Origin of the sequence: Pseudoalteromonas sp. JC28, assembly GCF_013319255.1 — a bacterium.
Classification (GTDB): domain Bacteria; phylum Pseudomonadota; class Gammaproteobacteria; order Enterobacterales; family Alteromonadaceae; genus Pseudoalteromonas.
Genome location: NZ_QOKX01000004.1, coordinates 370025 through 396694 on the forward strand (window position 1 = coordinate 370025; position 26670 = coordinate 396694).

Below are 26670 nucleotides of genomic sequence, written 5' to 3' on the forward strand. Positions count from 1 at the left end.
CTCTAAAATTATGAAAACGAATATTATCACTACGACCATTATTACAACCACCATCCTAACGGGATAGTGGCATAGGTCAGTGCGAGTTTGAAAAAGGCCTGTGTTCACTAAGAACACAGGCCTTTTTTGTTTTTGGAATGAGGAAAAATGATGCGAGTACTAAAGTTTGGAGGGTCTTCCCTCAAAGATTTTGCCTGTTTACAAAGAGTCAGCGAGCTAGTTAAAGACCATGGCCAACAACAAGCGCTTATCGTGCTGTCGGCTCCCGGTGGCATGACAGATCAGCTCGTTGAGCTTGCTGATTTGGCTGGACGAGGAGATGCGTTTGACTCCCAGTGGCAGTCATTTACTTCCCGCAGCCAAGGCTTATACGATGAAGTACAAGCGGTGTACGGTGGTGTTGTAGGCTGGCCTGACTTTGAATTACTTAAGAATAAATTAGATGGGGCCAAGTTACTGGGACATTGTCCAGATCAAGCAAGAGCCTATGTCATTAGTTTTGGCGAACGCATTAGCGTTGCGCTGATGGACACCATGCTGCAATCAGATTCAGTCGCGCTTAGTGCTGACGCTTGTGTAAAAACGCAGGGCGGGTATCTCGATGCTGAAGTTGACCTTAAGCTAAGTAAAGTATGTTTTGCAGAGTTAGTGCGTGCCCAAGCGTCGCGTTTTTATATCATGGCAGGATTTACGGGAAGCAATGAAGCGGGCGAGCTGACAACGCTTGGTCGCAACGGTTCTGACTACTCTGCAGCTGTCGCAGCTGCGTGTCTTGAAGCTGAAATCTGTCAAATCTGGACTGACGTTGATGGCGTTTACAGTGCAGATCCTCGTCTGATAAAGAAAGCGACTAAGGTCGACGTGCTATCTTATAAAGAAGCCATGGAGCTATCTTATTTTGGCGCTAAAGTGCTGCACCCAAAAACAATCTTACCTTGCGCCAAAGCTGATGTGCCTTGTGAAATTAAAAATACTCATGATCCAGAAGTGCCGGGTTCACTGATTTGTGCTCAGGGCGGTGGCGAGGCTCCAGTAAAAGCGCTTTCGAGTCTTGATAAACTTGCTATGCTGACCGTGGCAGGACCTGGGATGAAAGGCAAGGTTGGCATGGCTGCTCGGGTCTTTTCTGCACTGGCAGCAGATAACGTATCCATCGTACTTATTACGCAATCTTCTTGTGAATTCAGCATCAGTTTCTGTGTCCATGAGCAAGACTTAACACTTGCGCTGGTTGCGCTTGAACAGGCATTTGAGCTTGAAACGCAAGCAGGATTAATCGACCCAATTGAAGTGCAACGTAACCTTGCTATCGTTACTTTGGTTGGCGACAACATGAAAGCGCACAAAGGTCTTGCGGCCAAATTCTTTGCGTCACTTGCACAGGCTCAGGTGAATATTGTTGCCATCGCGCAGGACTCAACGGAGAGTTCTATTTCGGCGGTGGTTGATGGTGAACTTTGCCAAGATGCAGTAAAAGTGTGCCACGAAAACTTCTTCACGCACGTGCCATCCATCGATGTATTCTTGATTGGCTGCGGTCTAGTGGGTCAAGAATTAATGAAGCAGTTTCATAAGCAGCAAGCATGGCTTGAAAAACGCAATATCCGTTTGAACCTCTATGGCATTGCAAACTCAAGTAAGTGTTACTTAGACCCTGAAGGCGTTCCGTTTGATAACTGGGAATTGGCGCTTGAGAAAGCGGAGTCGGGCTTTGATTTACAACAGGTTAGCCAGTTTGTTAGACAAAATCATTTAATTAACCCTGTGATTGTCGATTGTAGTGCGGCTCAGTTTGTTGCCGATGGCTATTTAGACTTTCTTAACGCGGGCTTTCATGTCGTTGCGGCTAATAAAAAAGCCAATACTGGCAGCTATGAGTATTATCAGTCACTGCAGCAGGCTGCACTAGCTAAACGCCGTCACTTTCTATACGAAACCAACGTTGGCGCCGGACTCCCTGTATTAGACAACCTTAAATTGCTGTTTGGCGCAGGAGATGAATTGCTTTCATTCAGTGGTATTTTGTCTGGCTCGCTATCGTATATTTTTGGCGTATTGTCGGATGGTTTATCGCTATCGGAAGCGACAGAGAAAGCCAAACAAAGCGGTTTTACAGAGCCAGATCCGCGCGATGACTTATCTGGTACGGATGTCGCACGTAAGCTGCTTATCATTGCCCGTGAATCGGGACTGCCGTTGGAACTCAGTGATATTGAAGTTGAATCAGTATTACCTGAAGGGTTTGCTGAGGGCGCCAGTGTTGATGAATTTATGGCGCAATTACCGCAATTAGATGATGCTTTCGCAGCGCGTATTGCGGCGGCCAAAGCACAAGGCCAAGTGCTACGCTATGTCGGTTCAATTGTTGACGGTAAATGCCGCGTTGGCATTGAAGCGGTAGATAAAGAGCACGCTTTGTACGATATTCGTGACGGTGAAAACGCACTGGCTATTTTGAGCCAATATTATCAACCAAAGCCTTTTGTGATCAGAGGTTATGGCGCGGGCGCAGAAGTGACCTCTGCTGGCGTATTTGCTGATATCCTAAAAACGCTGTCGAGGTAGGAGCTATGAAAACATTTTATGCACCAGCGTCAATGGGGAATTTTTGTGTTGGCTTTGATGCCCTTGGCGCCGCACTCCAGCCTATTGATGGCAGTTTACTGGGTGATCAGGTCAGCGTTGAAGCCGCAGAGCGTGATACGTTCAACTGTATTGGTCCATATGCTGAAAAGCTCTCCGCTGATCCTAAAGACAATTTAGCGTTTCAGTGTTTACAGCACTTCAAACAGCATGTGGCACCCAACATGCCGGCGGTTGCCATGACCTTGTATAAAGGCCTTCCTGTTGGTTCAGGTCTAGGCTCTAGCGCTTGCTCTGTGGTTGCCGCTTTTGCTGCACTCAATGATTTTGCCAATACGCAATTAAGCCAAGAGGCGCTTATTGAATTAATGGCCGACTTTGAAGCTAAGGTCAGTGGTGGTCGTCACTACGACAACATCACGCCCTGCTACCTTGGTGGGCTACAACTGACAGCAGACTGCATTCCAAGTAAAGCAATCAGCGTTGCGCATGATGAAAGCTGGTTTTATGTTATTGCATATCCTGGCTTTGCCTTGAATACAGCGAAAGCAAGGCAAGCACTACCACAGCAGTTTTCTTTGCATGATACGGTGGAGTTTGCCCAGCGACTGTCGGGCTTTTGTTTATTGATGCAGTCAGGTCAATTTGACAAAGCACTGTCGATGATGAAAGACAGCATTGCCGAAGAAGCGAGAGCGCCACTCATTGCTGGCTTTAACGAAGCAAAAGACGCGCTACCAGCCCTAGGTGCCGAGCTGGTAAGTATTTCAGGGGCAGGGCCCACGCTATTTGCTATTTGTAAGTCTGAGCAACAGGCAAATGCAGTGCAGCAATGGTTGCAACAAAATTACATTAATGAAGCGGGTTTTAGCCATATTTGCCGATTAGATACGCTAGGCACAAGAGAATTAAAGGATCAAAAGTAATGAAATTAGTGAATTTAAAAGACGAACAGCAGATAGTCTCATTCGTTGAAGCGGTAAAAATTGGTTTAGGTCGTAACCAAGGGGTATTTTTCCCTCCTACATTTGAGTGTATTGCGGATGTTGATGCACTACTTGAATTACCTTTTGCTGAGCGCAGTGCCAAGGTATTACATCACCTTATTGGTGATGAACTACCACAAGATACCCTCGATGCGATGGTAAAACGCGCCTTTAATTTCCCTGCTAAATTAGTCGAAGTTGCTAAAAATCAGCATTGTTTAGAGCTTTTTCATGGGCCAACATTGGCGTTTAAAGACTTTGGCGGCCGCTTTATGGCGGAATGCATTAGCATGTTTAATCAAGGTGAGCGCGTGACTATCCTCACCGCAACAAGTGGTGACACGGGCGCCGCCGTTGCCCATGCATTTTACGAAAAAGAAAATGTCGATGTGGTGATCCTTTATCCTCATGGCAAAATTTCGCTTGCCCAACAAAAGCTGTTTACAACACTTGGGAAAAACATTCATTGTTATGCTGTAGATGGCAGCTTTGATGACTGCCAAGCGATGGTGAAGTCTGCATTCCTTGATGACGAAGTAAAGCAAAAGCTTGGTCTTAATTCGGCAAACTCCATCAACATCAGCCGTTTAGTGGCACAAGTGTGTTATTACTTTGAAGCGCTAGCACAATTACCTAAATCTCAGCGTGATAAAGTGCATGTTTCAGTGCCAAGTGGTAACTTCGGCAACGTCTGTGCAGCAATGATTGCGGCGGCGATTGGATTACCTATTGCCAAGTTAAGTGCCACGACAAACCAAAATGATACTGTGCCCCGTTACATTGCCTCGGGTGAGTGGCAACCAAACGACACTTTAGAGTCACTCTCTAATGCGATGGACGTGAGTAAACCTAATAACTGGCCTCGTGTTGAAATCATGTTAGAAAGAGGGGATTTTAACAAACATGACTTTTATTCACGTTCGGTATCGGAAGCACGGACTCAGGCGGTAATGCAAGAATTACATGACAAAGGTTACTTGGCTGAGCCACACACTGCGATAGCCTACGAAGGATTAGCGCTGGACCCTCAAGCGGATGAAACCGGAATTTTCCTTGCCACTGCGCATCCTGCGAAGTTTAAAGAATCTGTAGAAGGTGTTTTAAATCAGCAGCTTGATATGCCGAAGCCGTTGGCCGATGCATTGCAAAAACCATGTTTGGCAGAGCCGCTTAGTGCAGATTATGATGCTTTGAAGGCAGCAATGTTAGCAAAACTCAACTAAATAAGAGAGCCTGTCTGAGTGGGTAGAACGCCCACTCAGATAAGGTCAATTCCAAGACTATATTAGCTTTTCAAATGCAACTTAGGTTGTCTTATTTAAAATATTAATGTTTAAATAAAAAAATATCATCGCGATAGGGGTGTGAAATAAATTCAATCCCTGCTTAAATATGCCCATGCTGATTTCATAGGCAAACTGGTTATCTTATGATGCTAGATTGTCTTTAAAAATACCCTTACGTTTACCTAGGAGAAACCATGTTAGAACGTAACATGAATATTGCAGATTTTGACCCAGAACTATTTGCAGCGATTGAAGCAGAAACTTCACGTCAAGAAGAGCACATCGAGCTTATCGCTTCTGAGAACTACTGTAGCCCACGTGTACTTGAAGCGCAGGGTTCTCAGCTAACAAACAAGTATGCTGAAGGTTACCCAGGTAAGCGTTACTATGGCGGTTGTGAGCACGTTGACGTGGTTGAGCAGCTCGCGATTGACCGTGCCAATGCGCTATTTGGTTCGACTTACGCAAACGTTCAGCCTCACGCTGGCTCACAAGCAAATGCGGCGGTATTCCAAGCGCTACTTCAGCCACATGACACTGTGCTAGGTATGAGCCTTGCTCACGGTGGTCACTTAACGCACGGTTCACACGTAAACTTCTCTGGTAAAACGTACAATGCTATCCAGTACGGTCTAAACGAAGAAACTGGTGAAATCGATTACGCGCAAGTTGAAGCGTTAGCACTTGAGCACAAGCCAAAAATGATCATCGGTGGTTTCTCTGCGTACTCAGGTATCGTTGACTGGGCTAAGTTCCGCGAAATCGCTGATAAAGTAGGCGCTTACCTACTTGTTGATATGGCGCACGTTGCAGGTCTTGTTGCCGCTGGTATATACCCAAGCCCAGTGCCTCATGCACACGTTGTAACAACAACAACGCACAAAACGCTAGCGGGTCCTCGTGGTGGTCTTATCATCTCTGCTTGTGATGATGAAGAAATCTATAAAAAGCTAAACTCTGCGGTATTCCCTGGCGGTCAAGGTGGTCCTCTATGTCACGTTATCGCTGCGAAAGCGGTTGCGTTCAAAGAAGCACTACAGCCAGAGTTCAAGTCATACCAAGAGCAAGTGGTTAAAAATGCACAAGCTATGGTTGCGGTACTTCAGGAGCGTGGTTATAAAGTGGTTTCTGGCAAAACTGAAAACCACCTGTTCCTACTTGATCTGATTGATAAAGACATCACCGGTAAAGATGCGGATGCAGCGCTTGGCCGTGCAAACATCACAGTAAACAAAAACTCTGTACCAAACGATCCACGTTCACCGTTCGTTACTTCTGGTCTTCGTATCGGTTCTCCTGCGATCACTCGTCGTGGCTTCAAAGAAGCTGAGTCGAAAGAGCTTGCTGGCTGGATCTGTGACGTACTAGACAACATCAATGATGAGTCTGTACAGGCACAAGTGAAAGAAAAAGTAAAAGCAATTTGCGCTAAATTACCTGTTTACGCATAATTTCGCTCACAAAAAAGCAGTTTTTTGTTATGATTAAGGCCGCATTCAAGCGGCCTTTTTTGTTTTTGAGTCAACGAGAGCGTCTATGCATTGTCCATTCTGTACAGCCAAAGATACCAAAGTGATAGATTCACGTTTGGTTGCTTCCGGCCACCAAGTCCGTCGCCGTCGTGAGTGTATTTTATGCCACGAACGTTTTACTACCTTCGAGGGCGCAGAGCTCTTAATGCCGCGCGTGATAAAGCAAGATGGTACTAGAGAGCCTTTCAATGAAGATAAGTTACTCAATGGCATGCACCGAGCGCTGGAAAAGCGTCCCGTCAGCACAGAACAAATAGAAGAAGTAGTACATCAGATTAAATCTCAAATTCGTGGTACTGGCGAACGTGAAGTACCAAGCGACATGATTGGCGAATGTATTATGGAAGCCCTTAAAAAGCTCGATAAAGTGGCTTATGTGCGATTTGCTTCAGTATATCGCTCTTTCGAAGATATTCGTGAGTTTGGTGAGGAAATTGCGAGGTTGGGGGATTGAGCCAGTTCACAGCGCAAGATCATGATTACATGAGCCGCGCCATCACGCTTGCAAAGCGCGGTAAATACACCACAACACCCAATCCAAACGTCGGCTGTGTGATCGTAAAAGACGGTGAAATAGTCGGCGAAGGCGCACACTTAAAAGCAGGTGAAGGCCATGCTGAAGTACATGCGCTTAAGCAAGCTGGAGCTAAAGCCGCTGGTGCAACTGCCTATGTAACGCTTGAGCCATGTAGTCACTATGGCAGAACGCCGCCGTGTGCTAAAGGTCTGATTGACGCAGGCGTCAGCAGAGTGGTTGCTGCCATGGTTGATCCCAACCCACAAGTTGCAGGGCGTGGATTGGCAATGTTAGAGGCCGCGGGAATTGCAACGGCTTTTGGTTTGCTAGAGCCACAAGCAAGGGCACTGAATACCGGATTCTTGAAGCGAATGGAGTGTGGGTTGCCATTCGTGACTTGTAAGCTTGCCGCTTCTGTTGATGGTAAAACCGCATTAAACAATGGCCAGAGCAAGTGGATTACCTCAGCCGCAGCGCGCTTAGACGTACAGCGCCACCGCGCGCAGAGCTGTGTGGTCTTGACCGGAGCCGATACGGTTATGGTAGACAACGCCAGACTCAATGTTCGTGAAGAATTTTTGCAAGACACCGATTATCCTCAATCTGAGCTACGCCAACCGATACGTGCGATTATTGACTCACAAAATCGTCTGACACCAGATCTTGCGCTATTTACAACTGCATCTCCAGTGATTATTTTTCGCCGTACTATTGATAATTCAGTGCAATGGCCTCATTTCGTAGAGCAAATTGTCGTGCCTGAAATCAACGGTAAGCTCGACCTAAAAGCCGTTCTCAACAGGTTGGCTGAAAAGCACTGTAATTATGTTTGGCTAGAGGCCGGTGCCACCCTTGCGGGGGTAATGCATGAACAAGGGCTAATCGATGAATATATCATCTATTTGGCACCGAAAATAATTGGCGCTGGAAAAGGGCTGTTTAACACCTCACCACTGAGTGCGATGTCGCAAATACCTGAGTTAGTGTTTGGCGACGTTTGCCAAGTGGGGCCTGATCTCAAACTTATCGCGACTAAAGAGAAGTAAAATGTTTACAGGTATTATCGAAGCAACAGGAACATTAACTCAATTGCAGCTCAAGGGCGGCGATTTAATTGTTCGTGTGACCACGACATCTCTTGATATGAGCGATGTAAACTTGGGTGATAGTATTGCCACTAACGGGGTTTGCCTGACTGTAACTGAGAAGTTTCATGATGGCTTCAAAGCCGATGTTTCTAACGAAACCTTAAGTTTGACGCGTTTTGCCGAGTACCAACAAGGCCAAAAGGTAAATCTTGAAAAGGCACTGCAGCCGATTTCACGTCTAGGCGGTCATTTGGTGTCAGGTCATGTGGATGGTATTGCTGAAGTGGTTGAGATAACCGCTAATGCCAGAGCGACTGACTATTGGTTAGCTGCGCCGTCATCGCTAATGAAGTATATTCCGTATAAAGGTTCGGTTGCCATTGATGGTATCAGTTTGACGGTCAATGCCGTGGAACAAAATCGCTTTAAATTGACCATAGTGCCACACACGGCGCAAGAAACGACGATTGCAGGTTTTCAAGTCGGGTCAAAATTAAACCTAGAGGTTGACCAAATCGCCCGCTACCTCGAAAGACTAATTCAGGGTGAGCCAAGCGCTGCCAGCGAGTCCACTCTCACAACCAGTCTATTGGCGAAAGCTGGCTTTATAAAGTAGCCATAGACAAAGTAAAAATGGGAAAACTATGAGTTTAAATAGTGCTGAGGAAATCATCGCGGACATTAAAGCCGGTAAAATGGTTATTTTGATGGACGATGAAGACCGAGAAAATGAAGGTGATCTGATCATTGCAGCAGAGCACATTACACCAGATGCAATTAATTTCATGGCAACATATGGTCGCGGGTTAATCTGTTTGACCATGACACAGGAGCGCTGTGAGCAGCTGAACTTGCCACTAATGGTGAAAACCAATGGCGCTCAGTTCTCTACCAACTTTACTTTGTCTATTGAAGCTGCGAAAGGCGTAACGACAGGTATTTCAGCGGCAGATCGCGCCCGTACAGTACAAGCTGCAGTTGCCAAAGGTGCAGTACCTGAAGATATTGTACAACCAGGTCATATCTTCCCAATCATGGCGCAACCAGGCGGCGTTTTAACGCGTGCAGGCCATACTGAAGCCGGATGTGATTTAGCGCGTTTGGCGGGACTGGAGCCTGCATCTGTGATTGTTGAAATTCTCAACCCAGACGGCACTATGGCACGTCGCCCACAACTAGAAGTATTCGCAAAAGAACACGATATTAAAATCGGCACCATTGCTGATTTAATTGAGTATCGTAACTTAAACGAAACCACTATCGAAAAAGTAGCAGAGTGTAAACTGCCTACTGAGTTTGGTGAGTTTAATCTAGTGACGTACAAAGACACCATTGATAATCAACTGCATTATGCGATGGTAAAGGGCGAGATCAAATCGGAAGAAGCCAATTTAGTACGTGTGCATTTGCAAAGCACGTTTAACGATATTCTTCATTCAGATCGCAGCGCGGATAGAAGCTGGACACTGCAAAGTGCCATGAAGCACATCGCCGACAACGAAGGCGTATTAGTCATTCTTGGTAAGCAAGAACGCAGCGAAGAGATGGAAGCGCTGGTTAAGGCATTTGCTGCGGAAGATGCGGGTGAACAGGTGAACTACCGTAAATTCCAAGGTACTTCGCGTACCGTAGGTGTGGGGTCGCAAATTTTGGCTGATTTAGGCATTCAGAAAATGCGCCTAATGAGTCTACCTAAAAAATATCATGCACTGTCTGGTTTCCACTTAGAAGTGGTTGAATACGTCGAACCAAAATAATTCCAAAATGCCAAATTGATCGCAATCGCCTATATTCAGATAGTAGGCGATTGCCACATTACTGTGCTATCATGCGCCTCAATTTGGCAATTGCTCATACAGATTAGGAACATCTAATGAAAGTAATCGAAGGTAATAAATACGCTCCTGGCAAAAAATTTGCCATTGTCATTTCACGTTTTAACGATTTTATCGGTAGCAGCTTACTTGAAGGCGCTGTAGATGAATTAAAACGTACCGGTGGTGTTAGCGATGAAGACATCACGGTTGTATATGTACCGGGAGCGGTTGAACTACCACTAGCAGCAAAACGCGTTGCGATGAAAAAAGAGCACGACGCGATTATTGCGCTAGGTGTGATTATTCGTGGTGGTACACCACACTTCGATTTAGTTGCTAACGAGTCTAACAAAGGCTTAGCTAGCGTTTCATTAGATTATGATATCCCTGTCGCTTTTGGTGTACTTACTACTGAAAGCATTGAGCAAGCTATCGAGCGCGCGGGCACTAAAATGGGCAACAAAGGGGGAGAAGCCGCCCTTGGAGCTCTAGAAATGGTGAACGTGCTAGAGCAAATTTAAGAGGAATCTCAGTGAAACCAGCAGCTAGACGCAAAGCACGTGTACTTGCTTTACAAGCTATTTATTCTTGGCAGCTAAGTGGTAACCCAATTGCCGATATCGAACAGCAAATGCTGATCGAAAACGACGTAACTAAAGTCGATGTAGAATACTTCAAAGACTTAGCGCGTGGTGTTGTTGTTAACCAAAAGCAGCTAGACGAAGCAATTCGTCCGCATTTAGCTCGTCCACTTGAAGAATTGGATATGGTTGAGCTTGCCGTGTTACGTGTTAGTGCTTATGAGCTTAAATTCCGTGAAGATGTGCCATACAAAGTGGCTATCAACGAAGGTATTGAGTTAGCGAAAATGTTTGGCGCTGAAGAGAGCCACAAATTCGTTAACGGTGTACTAGACAAAGCGGTTAAGTTTATTCGCAAATAAGCTTTACTATAGGAATAGCCGGCCTTGGCCGGCTTTTTTGTGTATGAAAGAATTTGAGCTAATCAATCACTACTTTAAAGGCCGTGGCATTACTCGCCGAGATGTAGAGCTTGGGATCGGTGATGACTGCGCCTTGGTTTCAGTTCCTGCTGGCAATCAACTTGCGGTAACTACGGATACGCTAGTTGCGGGTGTGCACTTTTTTGAAGATATTCCACCTCGGGCACTAGGCCATCGGGTTATCGCTGTGAATCTTAGCGACTTAGCTGCTATGGGTGCAGAACCTACTTGGGTGTCACTTGGTTTAACGCTACCTAACGCTGACTTGGAGTGGTTAGAAGCCTTCACTGAGGGCATGCATGAAATTGCTGAGTATTATAACGTACAAGTAATAGGTGGCGATACAACGCAAGGTCCATTGACTATCACTGTATGTGCAAAAGGTATTGTACCAACTGGTAAAGCACTCAAGCGCTCAGGAGCACGGGTGGGTGATTGGATTTATGTAACAGGTCCACTTGGTGACGCAGGGCTTGCTATTGAAGCGCGAAAGCAGGGCTGGACACTTGAGCCAAAACATTACAAAGCGGCGCTTGAAAAGTTTCACTACCCAGCACCAAGGGTTGCTGCGGGCCAAGTTCTTAGGGGTCTTGCTACCTCTGCAATTGATATCTCAGACGGTCTACTCGCGGATCTTAAGCATATTTTACGTAGCTCGTTAGTTGGCGCTAAGATAAACGCCGATAAAGTTCCTCAATCTGATGCGCTGCGCTCAAGTCTTGATGAAGATGCACGCATGCGGCTCGCGCTCGGTTTTGGCGATGACTACGAGTTACTCTTCACGGTCAATGATAATAACAAAAATGCCGTGGAAACCAGATTGAAGCAATATGGTGTTGAGCCAGTTTGTATTGGCCAAATTACGGCTAATAATGGCGAAATTCAATTGCTCAAAAAAGGTCAACCTTACCAGCTCTCAGGGTTTGGTTTTGAGCATTTTAGCTAGGAGTTGGTTTGGCTAAGCAGTATGTATTTAATTTAAAGAAGCCGCATCAATTCTTTGCACTCGGGTTTGGTCTTGGTTTAGCGAAAAAAGCACCTGGTACTTTTGGCACCTTCGCCGCATTACCGTTTATTTTTGCAACCCAAGGCGCACCAATTTGGCTGCAATGTCTGGTTGCGATTGTCATGACGTTATTTGGGATCTGGGTGTGTGGTAAAACAGCAGACGATGTTAATGTTCATGACCACCCAGCCATTGTCTGGGATGAAGTGGCAGGTTTTTATATTACCATGATAGGGGCGGCGCTTAGCTGGCAGTCATTAATCGTTGGCTTTATTTTGTTCCGCTTTTTCGATATTTTGAAACCGGGTCCGATAAGATGGCTCGATAAACGTTTGCACGGTGGCTCGGGGATTATGCTAGATGATGTATTAGCTGGCATTTTTTCATTGATTTGCGTGCAAGCTTTGTTTAAAACTGGCATTTTAGTCTAACTGTGCTGATGTGATGGAATCGAGATGACAAGGCTATTGTTTTTCATTTTCACTTTGCTGCTACCAATTACGAGTTTTGCGGCGATAGATGATTACGTAGTTAAACAGTGGAATATCCAAAGTGGGTTACCGTCACAAAGCGTTAAGAGTGTCGTTCAAGACAATCAAGGCTACATTTGGCTCGGAACTCAGTTTGGCTTAAGTCGGTTTGATGGTCATCAATTCCAAAACTTCAACACCCAAAATACCGAGTTTTTAAATAGTAATGCCATTAATAAATTGGTGGTGGATCGATTTGGCATGCTCTGGGTTGGCACGCGTCGAGGATTGTTAAGACTCAATCCCCAAACCTTAGAAGCTCGGCGTTTCGATCTGCAGGGGCCTGTACGAGATATCTTGCAAGATGAAGATGGCGGGATCTGGATTGCTGCGAATGGTCTGTATTATGTTTCTGCGAAAAAGCTGACGTTAGCCGCCAATAACATCGAACAAAGTACGTTAGATGTGACTCAAATAAACCAAATCGTAGGTTCTGTGACTAAAATGGCGTTGGTGCCTGATGGTATTTGGCTAGTGAATGAACGTCACCTACTTAAAATCAGTGAATCAAGCAATCGCAACGGTGATGGCGTTAGGCTTGAGCTGGCGAGTAAGGTTTCACTACCTGAGCAGTTAGCGCAAACCATTATACATGACTTAGCTTGGGTCGATGGTAAGTTGTTCTTAGCATCAGAGTTGGGTGCGTATTTTCTAGATATTGACGAAGTACTACGCCGTTATCAAGATGCGGGTAACAATGCCGTATATAAGTTTCTAAATGATAAGGAAGGCGGGCTATGGGTCTCTACTTATGGTCGGCTGTTATATCGACAGAATAATGGTGTTTGGCAAGCTGTCGAGCCAATTCAGTTGGATCAAAGTATCTGGTTTGCAGATATCTTTATGGACAAAGATAATAATATCTGGCTTGCCAGTTTAAATGAAGGCTTGTGGCTGGCCCACTCAGGAAAAGTGGAGCGGCATCATATTGGTCCTAGAGTAAACCAAGCAATTTCAGCCATCACACAGGGGCCCTCTGGTCAGTTATGGGTCGCTAGTCGTGAGGGGCTTGGCATTATGGGATTGAATGATAGTTATCAACCCGTGCTAACTAGTGCGCAGTTAAATCGTTCCGTGATACACGACTTGGAGTTTATTGGCGAAAAACTCATTCTTGGGACAGACCGTGGTGCACTTATCTACGAAAATGGCACACTACAAAAATTAACTGAGCGAGAGCTCAGACAGAATCCAGTCTTTTCACTAAGCCCTTCAAACCGAGGGGGAATGTGGTTTGGTACAGGGAGAGGTTTGTATCGTCTTGATTACAAGGGGATAACGCCATTTGCCTACAACGCTTTTCTTGGTAGTCAATTTGTTACTTTTGTTGAGGATTTTCCGAGATATGGTTTTATCGGTACTAACAAAGGTGCGTATCGCTACAATGATAAAGGCATCGAAAAAATTGGTTCTCAAACGTCGTTGGATACCGCTTATATCACCAGTATTTTGCATTTGGATACTGTGACGACTTTAGTTGGCTCTCTCAACGATGGGTTATTCTATCGTACCTCAGACGGTGATTGGTATCAGCTTGATGCTTCAAATGGATTGCCTTACGGATCGATATTTTCTTTGCATTATGACAAGAGCAATCAGCTCATCTGGGTGAGCACAATGAAAGGGGTATATCGCATGCCCGTTGCGCAATTTGGTCACGTTATAGAGAGTTTGCAAGTTGAACAAGTAATAAGCCCATTCGATAGGCAGCTTGATGGCAGACCAAGCCAATGTTGTTCAGGCCTTGGGCATGATGCCGTGGTTGAAACCGAGTCAGCTATTTTTTACCCCAGCTTACAAGGCGTTGTTGAGATCCCTAAAAATGTCCAGCTTTTTGGCGGTGGGGATTTATTGCCAAGGCTAGAGTCATTGTCTACCCACGATAGAGTATTTAGTACAGAATCATTAAATCAAGTGATCCAGCTTGAAACATCGGAACGCGATTTAACTATCAATTATACAGCCATTGATTTTTATGCGCCTCATAGCATTGAGTTTAGATACAAACTCAATGGCCATGATACACAATGGCGGGATGCACAATCACGGCGTGAAGCCATTTACACCAATTTGCCTCCAGGCAACTTTACCTTTGTGTTAGAAGCTAAGCGTCAAGGACAAGATTGGGAAAAGGCTAAAGTGCTAAGCTTATCAATTGTACTACCTCGGCGCTTCGACGAAACGATTTACTTTAGATTGTTTATTACTTGTGCATTTATCTTTATGTTCTATCTGATTTTTTGGGTGTTTAGAGCACAAGAAAGAAGAAAGCAGGCCGCATTAGAGGCGTTAGTTGCAGAGCGTACAACGGAGCTTAGAAAGGCAAATGAAAAGCTAAATCAAGTTAATACACAACTTAAGCTGGTTAGTCATTCCGATGAGCTGACAGGCTTGCGAAGTCGTCGCTTTTTGTTTGATCAACTTCCTAAAGATGTTGAGCACTACCAGCGCAATGCTCAATCACTACAAGCCCAAAATAAGAGCCTAGTGCTCATGATCATGAATATCGATGACTTTAGTAAGATTAACGATTCTTATGGTCCTATTGGTGGCGACAGTTGCTTACAACAGTTAGCGACACTTTTAAATACCCGTACTCAAGGTTCAGACTATGTTGTTAGATGGAGTGGGGATGAATTCTTATTGTTATTGCGTGATTTCAGTCGAGATGACATTGAAGAGTATGTTAGTGATTTATGTAAAGCCATTGCTGAGACGGACTATCGACTTCCTAATGGAAAAACCACTAAGCTGACAGTTTCTATGGGGTGGTCTTATTACCCTCTACCACTACTCGGTGGCAAAGTGATTGGTTGGGAATCATCAGTGAATTTGGCTGATATTGCGCTGCATCAAGTTAAACAACGCGGTGGGGATGGTGCTGCAACAATTACTTTTGATGATCAGTTAGATGCTTTTGAGTTTGAACAAAGTGCGAATATAGAGTCTCAATTACAGTTATTACAAAGTAATGGGCTTGCTGAAATCAGTGTATGGATGAGGTAAAACTCATAGCAAAAAGGCTTCCAAATGGAAGCCTTTTTTAGGTTGAATGCAGACTCACGCAAGCCAAGCCTTAATTTGTTGACTGATGCCTTCGCTGTTTAAGCCCAGCTCGGCATGGATCTCAGTTTGTGAACCATGCTTAATAAACTCGTCAGGTAGACCAAGAAGTTTAATTGGTTTTTGATGGCCTTGAGCAATTAAATACTCGCTTACTGCGGAGCCTGCGCCACCGGCAATAGCATTATCTTCAAGTGTGACGAAGCGCTCGTGAGTTACAACCAACTCTTCGATAAGGGCGCAGTCTAAGGGTTTGACAAAACGCATATCTACAAGTGTGGCATTTAGCTCTTCGGCTACGGCTTGAGCGTTTTCAAGCAATGTACCAAAGCTTAAAATAGCCAGCTTTTCACCTTCTCTTACTACCTTGCCCTTACCAACTTCTATTGCGGTCATTTCCGTATCAATCTCGGCGCTTCCCGCACTACCTCTGGGGTATCTCACTGCTGCTGGCCTATCTAGGCGATGACCTGTGTAGAGCATTTGGCGGCACTCATTAAGGTCGCTTGGTGCCATGATCACCATATTCGGGATACAGCGCAAGAAACTTAAGTCGTATGCGCCTTGGTGCGTCTCACCATCCGCACCAACGACACCGGCACGGTCAATAGCGAACAACACTGGCAGATTTTGTAGTGCGACATCATGAATGAGTTGGTCGTATGCGCGTTGTAAGAAGCTAGAATAGATTGCAACCACTGGGTTGAGGTCTTCACAAGCAAAACCCGCTGCCAGTGTCACAGCATGTTGCTCAGCAATGGCAACATCAAAATATTGAGCAGGGTACTCTTTAGAAAAGCGTACCATGCCCGAGCCTTCACGCATTGCTGGTGTGATTGCCATGAGCTTATTATCTTGTGCAGCCATATCGCAAAGCCAATCTCCAAACACCTTTGAAAAGGTTGGTGCACTAGGTTTTGATTTGGGTAAGCTATGGACGCTTGGATCGAACTTAGGCACGGCATGATAACCAATAGGATCTGCTTCTGCAGGTTTATAACCTTTCCCTTTTTGGGTTTTAACGTGTAATAGTTGAGGGCCTTTTAGGTTACGCATATTACGCAGCGTATCTACCAAAGTATCTACGTTATGTCCGTCAATTGGGCCAATATAGTTAAAGCCTAGCTCTTCAAAGAAAGTACCAGGGATTATCATCCCCTTTAAATGCTCTTCCATACGGCCTGCAAGCTCTTTTACCGGCGGCACACCAGACAGCAGTTTTTTGCTGCCTTCTCGAATATTGGTGTAAAAGCTACCAGAGAGGATCTTCGCGAAATGATTGGTGAGTGCGCCAACGTTTTCAGAGATAGACATTTCGTTGTCGTTTAGGATCACTAACATATCTGGATTGATGTCGCCTGCGTGATTCATGGCTTCAAACGCCATGCCCGCGGTCATTGCACCATCACCAATAACGGCGACGGTCTTACGTCCAATCCCTTCTTTTTCAGCTGCGATAGCCATACCAAGTGCCGCTGATATAGAAGTGCTTGAGTGGCCAACACTAAACGTATCGTATTCGCTTTCTTCTCTATAAGGGAAAGGATGCAGGCCATCTTTCTGGCGGATCGTATGCATCCTATCTCTTCTACCTGTAAGTAGTTTGTGCGGATAGGCTTGATGACCTACATCCCAAACGAGCCTATCGCTTGGTGTGTTATACACATAGTGTAAAGCTACAGTAAGCTCTACAGTGCCTAAACCAGATGCAAAGTGACCGCTGCTTTGAGAGACTGAGTTCAGCAAATACTCGCGAAGCTCATCACTAAAGGCGGTTAACTTGTGCTGGGGTAATTGACGGAGTTGACTTGGCTCGTCAATTAACGCGAGTAAGGGATACTTGCTACTATCAAGTTTCATGGTATTTATCAGAGTCCTAAGTGAATCTCAGCGCAATTACTCACGTGGTCCACTTCATAATTATTAAAATTCTTCACTAACTTGTCATAATATTATGTTAGCCAGCGTTTACAAAGTTCTTGTGAATATTTTCTTAGCTTGGCGTAGCTATTTTATACGTCAGCTTAATATTCTCGATCTATGATGTATTTTGCTAAATCTGCAAGTATTTCTGTATTACCGTTGATACGTGTAAGCGCTTCTAAAGCTTCATCTATCAAATGTTCAGCTTTTTCTTTTGCTTGTTCTAACCCCAATAATGCTGGATAGGTAGATTTATTATGTTCTAAATCAGAGCCTTGAGGTTTACCAAGCACAAATGTGTCACCTTCTACATCAAGAATGTCATCTCTGACTTGAAATGCAAGGCCAATTGCACGTCCATAAGTACGTATCGCATCACGTGCTTGCTCTGAAACACGTTCCGGATCGCTACATAAGATCCCAAGTTCTACTGCACAGCTTAGTAGTGCACCTGTTTTTAGCTTATGAATACGTTCGAGCTCATCTATCGTAATTAAACGATTGGTTGCTGCTATATCGAGTGCTTGACCGCCTATCATACCTTGTAGACCCGATGCCTTGGCTAGCACTGAAATCATTTTTATTTGGGCATGGTGGCTTACCGCGAATGAATGTTCACTTAGCAGTTCAAATGCCAGCGTTTGCAGAGCGTCACCAGCTAAAATCGCGGTCGCCTCATCGAATTGGATGTGGCAAGTTGGACGGCCGCGTCTGAGATCATCATCATCCATAGCAGGTAAATCGTCGTGCACCAAAGAGTAGCTATGCACACACTCTATTGCGGCTGCAGCTTTGTCTAAATCTTCTGGAGCAGCACCAAATAATTCACCAGTACAATACACTAAAAACGGTCGCAAGCGCTTGCCGCCGTTTTCTATACTATAGCGTGTAGCCGCTTTTATATTCTCTTCAGTTTCAAGCACACTATCAAAATAGTGTAAAATGGTGTTTTCTACACGAGTTTTAGCAAACTGGAGCTTTTCTTGTAATTTTTTCGACATTAGGCTTCGTTATCAAATGGCTGTAATTGTGCTTGTTCATCCTCGCCCATTAAAATAGCGACTTGTTGTTCAGCTTGCTGAAGTTTCTGATTTGAAGCTTTTGCGAGTTTTATCCCGCGTTCAAACTGTTTAAGTGCTTGATCTAAAGGTAAGCTACCGTTTTCCATGTCTGCAACGATTTGCTCCAGTTCTTGCATGGCTTCTTCAAAGCTCAAGTTGTCTGGTTTTTTTACTGCCATATGTCACGCTGACCCGTAAAGTAAAAGTGTGGCAATTTTAGGGTGATTGTGCGCCAAGGTCAAAAAAACCAGTGACTTTTTGATCTGACCGAGTATCAGCATTACAAGATCTGCTATAAACTCGCATTTTAAACACTTTTTAATATAATAGTGTTAAGTTGTAGAAAAACTTGCCGATAACTCAAACAACAATAACTGCGTGATTTATCACAAATAACTTCCCCCGGAGGACATGTGGATTTAGCAACGGTAATAGGGATCCTGGGTGCCATAGGTTTAATTGTAATGTCCATGGTACTAAGTAGTGATGGCCAGATCGCTATGTTCTATAACACGCCTTCCGTCGTTATCGTATTTGGTGGTTCAATTTTTATCGTATTGTCTAACTTTACGCTTGGACAGTTTTTCGGAATTGGAAAAGTGGCCGGGAAGGCCTTCATGTTCAAGATTGAAACTCCGGAAGAGCTGATTGAAAAAGCCGTTGAGCTTGCTGATTCAGCTCGCAAAGGTGGTTTTTTAGCGTTAGAAGAAGCCGAAATCCCCAACCAGTTTATGCGTAAAGGTGTCGATATGTTAGTCGATGGGCATGATGCTGATGTTGTGCGTGCCACATTGCAAAAAGATATTGCCCTAACGTCCTCAAGACACGAGTTAGGCGCTGGCTTATTTAAGTCCCTCGCCGATATCGCTCCTGCTATGGGGATGATTGGAACGCTCATCGGCCTAGTAGCGATGTTATCTAACATGGACGATCCAAAAGCAATTGGACCTGCTATGGCTGTTGCACTTTTGACAACTTTATACGGTGCGTTTTTGGCTAACGTGGTTGCGATCCCAATTCAGGTTAAGCTTGAACTTCGTAAAGATGAAGAAGAGCGAAACCAGCGCCTTATCTTAGATGCAATCTTAGGCATTCAAGATGGCCAAAATCCAAAAGTCATTGAAGGTATCTTGAAAAACTATCTGCCAGAATCTAAACGTGGCGCTGAGGCTGAGGAATAATCATGTCAGATGAGAAAGAATGTAAATGTCCCCCCCCAGGTCTTCCTGCCTGGATGGGAACGTTTGCTGATCTCATGTCGTTGTTAATGTGCTTCTTCGTACTGCTATTGGCATTCTCCGAAATGGATGTACTGAAGTTTAAGCAAATTGCAGGATCGATGAAGTTTGCTTTTGGTGTGCAAAATAAAATTGAAGTAAAAGATATTCCTAAAGGTACCAGCGTGATTGCGATGGAATTTACTCCAGGAAAGCCAGAACCAACACCGATTGAAACGATTCAACAGCAAACCGTAGAAATGACGCAGCAAATGCTAGAGTTCCAAGCTGGTGACGAGGCTTCGGCGGGTGGCAGACAGGAGCAACGAGGCAATAAGCGTGGTGGTGAGTCTGCCAGTACTGCACAGGAAATGGCGTCAACCCAAGCAGTTGCTTCTGCGGACCAAGAGCAAGTAAACGAGCTCGTTAAAAAGATTGCACAGCAGCTAGAAAAGCAAATTATGGATGGTGCAATTGAACTCGAGTCATTAGGGCAGCAAATTATTATTCGCATCCAAGAAAATGGTTCTTTTCCTGCGGGAAGTGCGTTTCTACAACCTAAATTTGAACCTGTGATTGCCGAAATTGCAGAGCTGCTCAAAGATGTACCTGGTGAAATTACAGTGTCGGGTCACACTGATGACTTTAGAGTGACTAACGAACTTTATTCGAATAACTGGGATTTATCGGCAACTAGAGCGGTAGCCGTTGCGACTGTAATGGAGCGTGTCCGTGGCTTTGATAAGAACAGAATGGTTGTAGTTGGTCATGCAGACACTAGACCTTTAGTACCTAATGACAGCGATGCAGATAGGCGCCGAAACCGGCGTGTCGAAATCTCGATTTTACAGGGTAAAGCGAAAGAATCAGACCCTATTGAAGTTAGGAAAAATTAGTTACAGTTTGTTGCCAAATTACAGGGAATTCGCTATTGTTCCGTTTGGTTCTACTTAAAGGAGAAATAGAATGATTTCAATAAAAAAACCCCAAAATTATAGATTGCCAGGTGGTAACGGCGATGGTGGTGACGCCGATGATGGTTCTGTAGAAAAGAAGCCAGAGTAGCGTTTAGCTATGTTAGAAGCTTGGGAACCTATTCGTATATTTTTTGCACATAACAGTGTGTGGATTGCTTTGCTTTCTGTTTTTCTTTGCTTTGTGTTAAAAGATAAAAAGGCGCTTAGATATTCACTACTTGTTGCGATTTTTTATATTGTGGGTACGTTCTCGAGCGACTTTGTTCGCTCTATTGATGAGCACCAAGTCATCCGTTACGTATACTGGGCCTTGAATGACATCCTATTTATGGGGATTGTTGCGTATTGGGCTGTAAAAGATAAAATGTATATGTGGCAGAGTATATTAGCCCAGCTCGTTGTTTTACCCGCGCCTATTTTACAACTGTTTAGATTAACTGATTACCATTTAATGGATTTGAGTTATTCGACTTATTTATACGCAACTATCATACCCATCACCAATGTGGTGACTTTGTGTTTGGCTTTTGCTCCAATAATTATGTTTTGGAAGCTTCATTACATTAGCGATGATATGGAAAAAGCAGGAGCTAGCCGATAGTGTTCGGCCAGCTATTGAAAAATACTCACCCCAAACTAGGAATAAGGCCAGCCATTTGCATTAGCTGAGAGGTGATGATCATCACACCGAAAACAGCGGCAAGTCCTAGTCCAAGCGTACCTCCTTTAACCTGATATCCATCATTACCTCTGGTTTTTCTCTGTTTCCATACCATAGCAACTGGTAGAAATACCGCTAACACCACGAGCGCAATCGCTGCATATCCCAGTGCCATAATAAAGCCCTTTGGATAAAAGAGGGCAAAGCCAAGCGGTGGTAAGAAGGTAATGAATGCCGTCTTGATGCGGTCTTTCTTAGTATCTTGCTTCTTAAAGGCATCTGCAAAAAAGTCGAATAAGCCGAGACTCACGCCTAAGAATGAAGTCGCGAGAGCAAGATCTGCAAACACAGTTACAAATAATTGTACGTTGTCGTTGTGTGCGATAGAAGAAATACTGGTTACAAAACCCGGCAGTCCCTCACTTGCCATTAAGCTCTCTTGCCCCATAACACCTTGGCTTAGTAATTGCCAAAACACATAAATGATAAGGGGGAGGGAGGCACCAAACATCATCACTTTACGTAATTGACGAATATCTACACCAACGTACTTGACGATTGAGGGGATTGAACCATGAAACCCAAATGAAGTGAAAATTACAGGAATTGCCGCAATTACAAGCCCTTGCTCCACAGGCATATCGATAAGATGTTGGCCATGAACATAGGGAGTCAGGATAAAAAATAAACTCGCGAGCACGATAACTTTAATGGTAAATAGTAATTGGTTAAGCTTATCGACGGTACTTGTGCCTAATGTCACTATGGTTGCAATGATAACAGCAAGTAGTACTGAACCGAGTTGGGGAGTGATCCCGTCACCCAATACACTAATCAGTTTGCTTTGAAGTTGTGCACCACCTCCCGCGATATAAGCTGCACACAGCGCATAGAATAAAAATACCATAGAAAAGTTAGCGACATATTGGCCCGATTTACCAAGTAAGCTTTTCGCCAGTGTATTTAGCGTAGCGTCTTGATCCGCGTACTGATGTATTTCCAGCATAAGTAAAGCGGTATAGGTCATTAGCAACCATGTGATTGTTAATAACGCGATAGCGGTAGAAAAGCCGAGTCCTGCGGATGCAATCGGGAGGGCGAGCATACCTGCGCCAATTGTAGTACCTGCTACAATTAGCATGCTGCCCAAAGTTTTATTCTTAAGCACGTTTTGCCCCTGATTATTATTATCTGGTGAGGCAAGATATAACGAATAGCACGGAATTGAAACCGTTTTGCTGCTAATACCAATTTGCGTATAAAATTCATGTGTCAAAAACAAAAAAGCCGCATATCAATATGCGGCTTATTCTAATCACCAGTATTTCCATCCAGTGAATTTGTGCTTGTACCCTTAACTTTTATATAAAGTCTTCATCTCTCATGAAAATGCACCGTATCAAGCTAACTTACCTAAGAGTCTATTGTGCTCGTACTAAATTGTCAAACCAATCTTGACCTCTCGCACTGAGCGACTTTAGCACAATAAGGTCACTTTCACCGTCAGGTAGCTTCAACCTTAGATGCTCATCAAGCGCAATTGCACGTTCCAAATGGCTGCGGATCTCACCCAGCGTCCGGACCATACAATCTAGCTCCTCAGGTAAGCCTTCGCTAAAATCTATACGAGTCTGATAACAGGCTATATTCCAATGCATACGAGCTCTGACGGACTCACTCATATCTGAAATGGAAAGTGCGCTTTCTAGCAACTTGATGGCTTCTGCGAGCTTACCATCTCGGCTGAGTGCTCTGGCTTTTATGCCAATTGCTCTTGCATGGTTTGGGTGAATGTTGGTAAGAATGTCATCACAAACCTTAATTGCTTCATCGTATTGTGAGTTTGCAATCAATTCCCTAGCACGTTGGAGTGCGATCTCTACGGTATTCTTACGTGCTATTTCATACTCTTCTTTAACCTTTTGTTGGATGTCATTGAATTCATCTTCGCCAACGTAGCGTTTGTAGGCGCTAGAAACGAGTCCTACACCGCCAAAACCGCTTAAAATAGAGAATGAAAAGATCTTAATCCAAGTCCAAAATGCTTTATCAGAACCGGTAATTGAGTCATTTTCCCGTTTCAGATTGTGCTCTACGACCACTTTGATAATGCGGTTGATCTCAACGGCATTATCGTTATGCGCAGATGAAAACATTGCCACGGGAATGAGTATCTCGTCATTGTTTTGATGGTGGGAGTCGTGCTCACCATTTTGATATGATTTAAATGCATACTTACTGACTGGGCTGAAGTCTGCAGCGCCCGCCATGGTGAGCACACCGATTGCCATAAATGCTGAGATCACACCGGCTAGAATGACACCGAATCCACCTAAGTCCCAATACTCTGGGGCGGCGCTATTCGCACTCTTAAACTTAGGTTTGCGAAACTTATATGACGACGTTGAACGCATCGCTTGTAAGAGCCCACCTAAGCTGCCTCCAAGCACCACAACGGCAATAAAAATAGCGTAAAAGCTGATTGGTCCGTATTCCATATTAAAGTTATGTCCGAAAATTAGGGAGCAGTTCTCTCAGGTTAAGTAACTGAACTTTGGCTATTTTACATTGAATTTACAAAAATGCGTAGGGGGAGAGTGGAAATTGCATGGATATTGCTCCTACTTACGGCTAGGAGCAATATACGTTTTACTTGAACTTAAGTTCAGGAGCAGCAGTTATTTTACTTCTTTACCGGCGGCTTGCTGATCTGCATGGTAGCTAGAGCGTACAAATGGTCCGCAAGCTGCGTGGCTAAAGCCTATTTCGTCGGCATACTCTTTTAGCCCATCAAACTCTGCCGGTGGCACGTAGCGCTTTACCGGTAAGTGGTGCTTTGAAGGTTGTAGGTACTGGCCTACCGTAAGCATATCTACGTTATGCTCGCGCAAGTCTCTTAAGACTTCTTCAATTTCAGAGATTTCTTCGCCCAGTCCAACCATTAAGCCAGACTTAGTTCTTACCTCTGGATGCGCTTCTTTAAAACGGCGTAGCAATTCGAGTGACCACTTATAGTCGGCACCTGGACGCGCTAGCTTGTAAAGTCTCGGTGCAGTTTCAAGGTTGTGGTTGAATACATCCGGTGGTGTTTCACTCAAAATTTCAAGTGCTCTGTCCATACGGCCGCGGAAATCAGGCACAAGAATTTCGATTGTAATACCTGGGTTATGCTTACGGATCTCACGAATACAGTCAGCAAAATGTTGTGCACCACCGTCGCGTAAATCATCACGGTCAACAGAGGTAATAACAACGTAGCTTAACTTCATGTCTTTGATAGTGAGCGCTAGCTTTTCAGGCTCTTGGGCGTCAGGTTTTAGTGGACGACCATGAGCCACATCGCAGAATGGACAGCGGCGAGTACAAATTGCACCTAAAATCATAAAGGTTGCTGTACCGTGATTAAAGCACTCAGAAAGGTTAGGGCATGACGCCTCTTCACAAACAGAGTGTAAGCCGTGCTTACGCATTGCTTGTTTAATGCCATCGATACGTTCACTTGATTTTGGCAAACGGATCTTTAACCACTCAGGCTTTCTCAGCATTTCTTCGCGTTCTGTTGGCATGACTTTTACTGGGATCAATGCCATTTTTTCAGCATCGCGGAGCTTTACCCCAGGCTCCATTTTGACTGGTTTACTCATACGTTTTCAAACCCTTCAGTGTATTCGACATGCTCAGCATTAATGCGTTTTAGCATGTGTTTTACCAGACCGGCCCCCGCATCAGCGACGGTTTGAGGTCCATTAATTTCGCTACTTTGCACCATATTCATGCCCGCGTAACCACAAGGGTTTATTCGTAAAAATGGACCAAGATCCATATTGACGTTGAGTGCGAGCCCATGAAATGAGCAGCCACGACGGACTCTAAGTCCAAGAGATGCTATCTTGCTATCGTTGACGTATACACCTGGTGCATCGGCTTTAGCATAAGCCTCTATCCCATATTCTTTTAGGGAGTCGATAATGCTTTCTTCTAGCCAAGTGACGAGCTCACGTACCCCTATTTTCAATCGTCGTAAGTTGAGCAGCACATAAAGCATTTGTTGCCCAGGACCGTGATAGGTAACTTGACCGCCGCGATCCACTTTTACGACGGGAATGTCACCTGGCGCCAAAACATGCTCTTCTTTACCTGCTTGACCTTGCGTAAAAACAGGCTCATGTTCCACCAGCCAGATTTCATCCGCTGTGGTGTCATCACGCTCGTCGGTAAAAGATTGCATTTTGTGCCAAATTGGTTCGTAACGACAAAGGCCAAGTTGGCGCACAATTAACTTACGAGATTCCATAACTAGGGTCCTTACCAACTACAGGATGTAGCGGACGTCTTCGATGCCACCGATCTCGGTATAAATCTGCTCGATATGCTCTTTGCTGGTTACTGTAACGACTAGAGATACGGCTTCATAGGTGCCTTTACTGCTTGGTTTAACCTTTGGTGCATAATCACCAGGTGCAATAACCTGCAGTTTGGCTAGGATCTGATCCGTCAAATTGACATTTGCTAGGCCCATAATTTTGAATGTAAATGGGCAAGGAAATTCTAAGTATTCATCAAACTTAGTATTTTTAACTGGTTTTACCACGACGGTATCCTCACAACGAACTACTTGCTGACGCCTTTATTTGGTCACTTAGGGACTCTTTCAAGCCTTGAGTTTCCAAGGTCGTCATTTATTGGCCGCATTCTATCATTTTTAAGACAAAAAAAAACGTCCATACGCAGGACGTTTTTGCTAAGCCGTATAGAGCTTAGTGAGTGTTAGAGATTAAACCCTTACAATCATCGAAAACTTCTGAGGCGAGAATGAGAAGAAAAAAATGACTATTGTTAGCAAAGGTCAGATCATCAAAGAAAAATTGCAATACCGTAATTACGAATAGTAGCAGTAAAATTCCTGTTTTTTTTCGTTTAAAACTATTAATAATATTTTCTTTAGATTGTAAGAACTTAGTATTTAAAACGAGTATTAATTGATAGGTGATAGCGGCAATCACCATAAAATTGATTACTGTAACGAACACAGGGCGAAGTGGAAAAGCAATAAGACCAAGCAATATTACTACGAAAGCAAATAAATATCTCAAGTGTCCAAAGTTGTGACTTGATTCTAAGCTAGTATCGCTATTTTTTATTAAAGAATTTAACTCATAGAGCATGGAATAGAGTATTAAATAAAATCCAATATATGAAAATTCTGGCATCTTTAAATGGTAGCTTAACGCAAGGCAGGTAAGGTAAGCTATTGTGCTAATGTAGATATAAAATGGAGTGGACTTTATTTGTTCAATGAAAGTCATTAATTTATCCTTTTATTTTTCCATTTGATTCTATTGTTTTGTTTTATATAAATTGATTTAATGCTTGTCAGAGGTAAAAACCTTATAAAGAAAAGATGATTACATTCGATATTT

General features: G+C 44.2%; 25 protein-coding genes. 16 read left to right on the plus strand and 9 right to left on the minus strand.

Features of this window, described 5'->3' with window-relative positions:
* Positions 1–150: 150 nt before the first annotated feature.
* The 13 genes from thrA to DS891_RS11535 all read left to right on the plus strand — a co-directional run bounded on the left by thrA (position 151) and on the right by DS891_RS11535 (position 15354).
* Positions 151–2565, plus strand: a complete 2415-nt coding sequence (gene thrA / locus DS891_RS11475) for a bifunctional aspartate kinase/homoserine dehydrogenase I (protein WP_174169893.1) — start codon at positions 151–153, stop codon at positions 2563–2565.
* A gap of 5 nt (positions 2566–2570) precedes the next feature.
* Complete coding sequence (gene thrB / locus DS891_RS11480; protein WP_174169860.1) at positions 2571–3509, plus strand: homoserine kinase; 939 nt, start codon at positions 2571–2573, stop codon at positions 3507–3509.
* The gene (gene thrC / locus DS891_RS11485) at positions 3509–4792 is read left to right on the plus strand and encodes a threonine synthase (protein ID WP_174169861.1); all 1284 of its coding nucleotides are present in this window, start codon (positions 3509–3511) and stop codon (positions 4790–4792) included. The genes thrB and thrC overlap by 1 nt, the downstream gene beginning before the upstream one ends.
* A gap of 257 nt (positions 4793–5049) precedes the next feature.
* On the plus strand, positions 5050–6306 hold the full coding sequence (gene glyA, locus DS891_RS11490; protein WP_010372111.1) for a serine hydroxymethyltransferase: 1257 nt from the start codon (positions 5050–5052) through the stop codon (positions 6304–6306).
* 85 nt (positions 6307–6391) lie between these two features.
* Entirely contained in the window at positions 6392–6841 is a 450-nt protein-coding gene (nrdR, locus tag DS891_RS11495; protein WP_010372109.1) for a transcriptional regulator NrdR, read from the plus strand.
* Positions 6838–7950, plus strand: a complete 1113-nt coding sequence (gene ribD / locus DS891_RS11500) for a bifunctional diaminohydroxyphosphoribosylaminopyrimidine deaminase/5-amino-6-(5-phosphoribosylamino)uracil reductase RibD (RefSeq protein WP_174169862.1) — start codon at positions 6838–6840, stop codon at positions 7948–7950. Before nrdR ends, ribD begins: the two co-directional genes overlap by 4 nt.
* Position 7951: 1 nt before the next feature.
* Positions 7952–8608 carry a riboflavin synthase gene (locus tag DS891_RS11505; RefSeq protein ID WP_010372102.1) on the plus strand — a complete coding sequence of 219 codons (657 nt, stop codon included), beginning with the start codon at positions 7952–7954 and terminating at the stop codon, positions 8606–8608.
* A gap of 28 nt (positions 8609–8636) precedes the next feature.
* On the plus strand, positions 8637–9749 hold the full coding sequence (ribBA, locus tag DS891_RS11510; RefSeq protein WP_010606133.1) for a bifunctional 3,4-dihydroxy-2-butanone-4-phosphate synthase/GTP cyclohydrolase II: 1113 nt from the start codon (positions 8637–8639) through the stop codon (positions 9747–9749).
* A gap of 116 nt (positions 9750–9865) precedes the next feature.
* Positions 9866–10330 carry a 6,7-dimethyl-8-ribityllumazine synthase gene (gene ribE, locus DS891_RS11515; protein WP_010372096.1) on the plus strand — a complete coding sequence of 155 codons (465 nt, stop codon included), beginning with the start codon at positions 9866–9868 and terminating at the stop codon, positions 10328–10330.
* Between the two features lie 11 nt (positions 10331–10341).
* Positions 10342–10752 carry a transcription antitermination factor NusB gene (nusB, locus tag DS891_RS11520; protein WP_010372094.1) on the plus strand — a complete coding sequence of 137 codons (411 nt, stop codon included), beginning with the start codon at positions 10342–10344 and terminating at the stop codon, positions 10750–10752.
* 43 nt (positions 10753–10795) lie between these two features.
* Complete coding sequence (gene thiL, locus DS891_RS11525) at positions 10796–11758, plus strand: thiamine-phosphate kinase (protein WP_174169863.1); 963 nt, start codon at positions 10796–10798, stop codon at positions 11756–11758.
* A gap of 8 nt (positions 11759–11766) precedes the next feature.
* Positions 11767–12249 carry a phosphatidylglycerophosphatase A gene (locus DS891_RS11530; RefSeq protein ID WP_010606135.1) on the plus strand — a complete coding sequence of 161 codons (483 nt, stop codon included), beginning with the start codon at positions 11767–11769 and terminating at the stop codon, positions 12247–12249.
* A 24-nt stretch (positions 12250–12273) separates the two neighbouring features.
* The gene (locus DS891_RS11535) at positions 12274–15354 is read left to right on the plus strand and encodes a ligand-binding sensor domain-containing diguanylate cyclase (RefSeq protein ID WP_010606136.1); all 3081 of its coding nucleotides are present in this window, start codon (positions 12274–12276) and stop codon (positions 15352–15354) included.
* 54 nt (positions 15355–15408) lie between these two features.
* Here the strand turns inward: DS891_RS11535 and dxs are convergent, their stop codons facing one another.
* The 3 genes from dxs to xseB form a co-directional block, all read right to left on the minus strand.
* Positions 15409–17271 carry a 1-deoxy-D-xylulose-5-phosphate synthase gene (gene dxs, locus DS891_RS11540; protein ID WP_102057344.1) on the minus strand — a complete coding sequence of 621 codons (1863 nt, stop codon included), beginning with the start codon at positions 17269–17271 and terminating at the stop codon, positions 15409–15411.
* A gap of 164 nt (positions 17272–17435) precedes the next feature.
* The gene (gene ispA / locus DS891_RS11545; RefSeq protein WP_174169864.1) at positions 17436–18335 is read right to left on the minus strand and encodes a (2E,6E)-farnesyl diphosphate synthase; all 900 of its coding nucleotides are present in this window, start codon (positions 18333–18335) and stop codon (positions 17436–17438) included.
* Positions 18335–18574 carry an exodeoxyribonuclease VII small subunit gene (gene xseB, locus DS891_RS11550; protein WP_010606139.1) on the minus strand — a complete coding sequence of 80 codons (240 nt, stop codon included), beginning with the start codon at positions 18572–18574 and terminating at the stop codon, positions 18335–18337. Before xseB ends, ispA begins: the two co-directional genes overlap by 1 nt.
* Positions 18575–18808: 234 nt before the next feature.
* Here xseB and pomA point away from each other — a divergent pair, with 234 nt between their 5' ends.
* From pomA to DS891_RS11565, 3 genes are all read left to right on the plus strand, one after another.
* Positions 18809–19576: a flagellar motor protein PomA gene (pomA, locus tag DS891_RS11555; RefSeq protein WP_010606140.1), complete on the plus strand. Its 768-nt coding sequence runs from the start codon at positions 18809–18811 to the stop codon at positions 19574–19576.
* Between the two features lie 2 nt (positions 19577–19578).
* A complete protein-coding gene (locus DS891_RS11560) occupies positions 19579–20508 on the plus strand; it encodes a flagellar motor protein MotB (protein ID WP_174169865.1) in 930 nt (309 codons plus the stop codon).
* Positions 20509–20686: 178 nt separating this feature from the next.
* The gene (locus DS891_RS11565) at positions 20687–21190 is read left to right on the plus strand and encodes a hypothetical protein (RefSeq protein ID WP_147389350.1); all 504 of its coding nucleotides are present in this window, start codon (positions 20687–20689) and stop codon (positions 21188–21190) included.
* Between the two features lie 25 nt (positions 21191–21215).
* Here DS891_RS11565 and DS891_RS11570 read toward each other — a convergent pair whose 3' ends face one another.
* From DS891_RS11570 to DS891_RS11595, 6 genes are all read right to left on the minus strand, one after another.
* Complete coding sequence (locus DS891_RS11570; protein ID WP_174169866.1) at positions 21216–22418, minus strand: aromatic amino acid transport family protein; 1203 nt, start codon at positions 22416–22418, stop codon at positions 21216–21218.
* A gap of 253 nt (positions 22419–22671) precedes the next feature.
* Positions 22672–23748, minus strand: coding sequence for a lipopolysaccharide assembly protein LapB (locus DS891_RS11575; RefSeq protein WP_174169867.1), 1077 nt, complete (start codon positions 23746–23748; stop codon positions 22672–22674).
* A gap of 180 nt (positions 23749–23928) precedes the next feature.
* A complete protein-coding gene (lipA, locus tag DS891_RS11580; protein WP_010606145.1) occupies positions 23929–24894 on the minus strand; it encodes a lipoyl synthase in 966 nt (321 codons plus the stop codon).
* The gene (gene lipB / locus DS891_RS11585) at positions 24891–25544 is read right to left on the minus strand and encodes a lipoyl(octanoyl) transferase LipB (RefSeq protein WP_174169868.1); all 654 of its coding nucleotides are present in this window, start codon (positions 25542–25544) and stop codon (positions 24891–24893) included. Before lipB ends, lipA begins: the two co-directional genes overlap by 4 nt.
* 18 nt (positions 25545–25562) lie before the next feature.
* The gene (gene ybeD / locus DS891_RS11590; RefSeq protein ID WP_010606146.1) at positions 25563–25841 is read right to left on the minus strand and encodes a DUF493 family protein YbeD; all 279 of its coding nucleotides are present in this window, start codon (positions 25839–25841) and stop codon (positions 25563–25565) included.
* A 166-nt stretch (positions 25842–26007) separates the two neighbouring features.
* On the minus strand, positions 26008–26556 hold the full coding sequence (locus DS891_RS11595) for a hypothetical protein (RefSeq protein WP_174169869.1): 549 nt from the start codon (positions 26554–26556) through the stop codon (positions 26008–26010).
* Positions 26557–26670 lie beyond the last annotated feature (114 nt).

Bases quoted from the DNA above. Each gene is read 5' to 3' on its own strand.
- glyA (WP_010372111.1), top strand. From the start codon at position 5,050: ATGTTAGAACGTAACATGAATATTGCAGATTTTGACCCAGAACTATTT.
- DS891_RS11575 (WP_174169867.1), bottom strand. From the start codon at position 23,748: ATGGAATACGGACCAATCAGCTTTTACGCTATTTTTATTGCCGTTGTG.
- DS891_RS11535 (WP_010606136.1), top strand. From the start codon at position 12,274: ATGACAAGGCTATTGTTTTTCATTTTCACTTTGCTGCTACCAATTACG.
- thrC (WP_174169861.1), top strand. From the start codon at position 3,509: ATGAAATTAGTGAATTTAAAAGACGAACAGCAGATAGTCTCATTCGTT.
- thrB (WP_174169860.1), top strand. From the start codon at position 2,571: ATGAAAACATTTTATGCACCAGCGTCAATGGGGAATTTTTGTGTTGGC.
- lipA (WP_010606145.1), bottom strand. From the start codon at position 24,894: ATGAGTAAACCAGTCAAAATGGAGCCTGGGGTAAAGCTCCGCGATGCT.
- thrA (WP_174169893.1), top strand. From the start codon at position 151: ATGCGAGTACTAAAGTTTGGAGGGTCTTCCCTCAAAGATTTTGCCTGT.
- DS891_RS11505 (WP_010372102.1), top strand. From the start codon at position 7,952: ATGTTTACAGGTATTATCGAAGCAACAGGAACATTAACTCAATTGCAG.
- thiL (WP_174169863.1), top strand. From the start codon at position 10,796: ATGAAAGAATTTGAGCTAATCAATCACTACTTTAAAGGCCGTGGCATT.
- dxs (WP_102057344.1), bottom strand. From the start codon at position 17,271: ATGAAACTTGATAGTAGCAAGTATCCCTTACTCGCGTTAATTGACGAG.
- DS891_RS11595 (WP_174169869.1), bottom strand. From the start codon at position 26,556: ATGACTTTCATTGAACAAATAAAGTCCACTCCATTTTATATCTACATT.
- lipB (WP_174169868.1), bottom strand. From the start codon at position 25,544: ATGGAATCTCGTAAGTTAATTGTGCGCCAACTTGGCCTTTGTCGTTAC.
- ispA (WP_174169864.1), bottom strand. From the start codon at position 18,335: ATGTCGAAAAAATTACAAGAAAAGCTCCAGTTTGCTAAAACTCGTGTA.
- nrdR (WP_010372109.1), top strand. From the start codon at position 6,392: ATGCATTGTCCATTCTGTACAGCCAAAGATACCAAAGTGATAGATTCA.
- DS891_RS11560 (WP_174169865.1), top strand. From the start codon at position 19,579: ATGTCAGATGAGAAAGAATGTAAATGTCCCCCCCCAGGTCTTCCTGCC.
- ribBA (WP_010606133.1), top strand. From the start codon at position 8,637: ATGAGTTTAAATAGTGCTGAGGAAATCATCGCGGACATTAAAGCCGGT.
- DS891_RS11565 (WP_147389350.1), top strand. From the start codon at position 20,687: ATGTTAGAAGCTTGGGAACCTATTCGTATATTTTTTGCACATAACAGT.
- ribE (WP_010372096.1), top strand. From the start codon at position 9,866: ATGAAAGTAATCGAAGGTAATAAATACGCTCCTGGCAAAAAATTTGCC.
- xseB (WP_010606139.1), bottom strand. From the start codon at position 18,574: ATGGCAGTAAAAAAACCAGACAACTTGAGCTTTGAAGAAGCCATGCAA.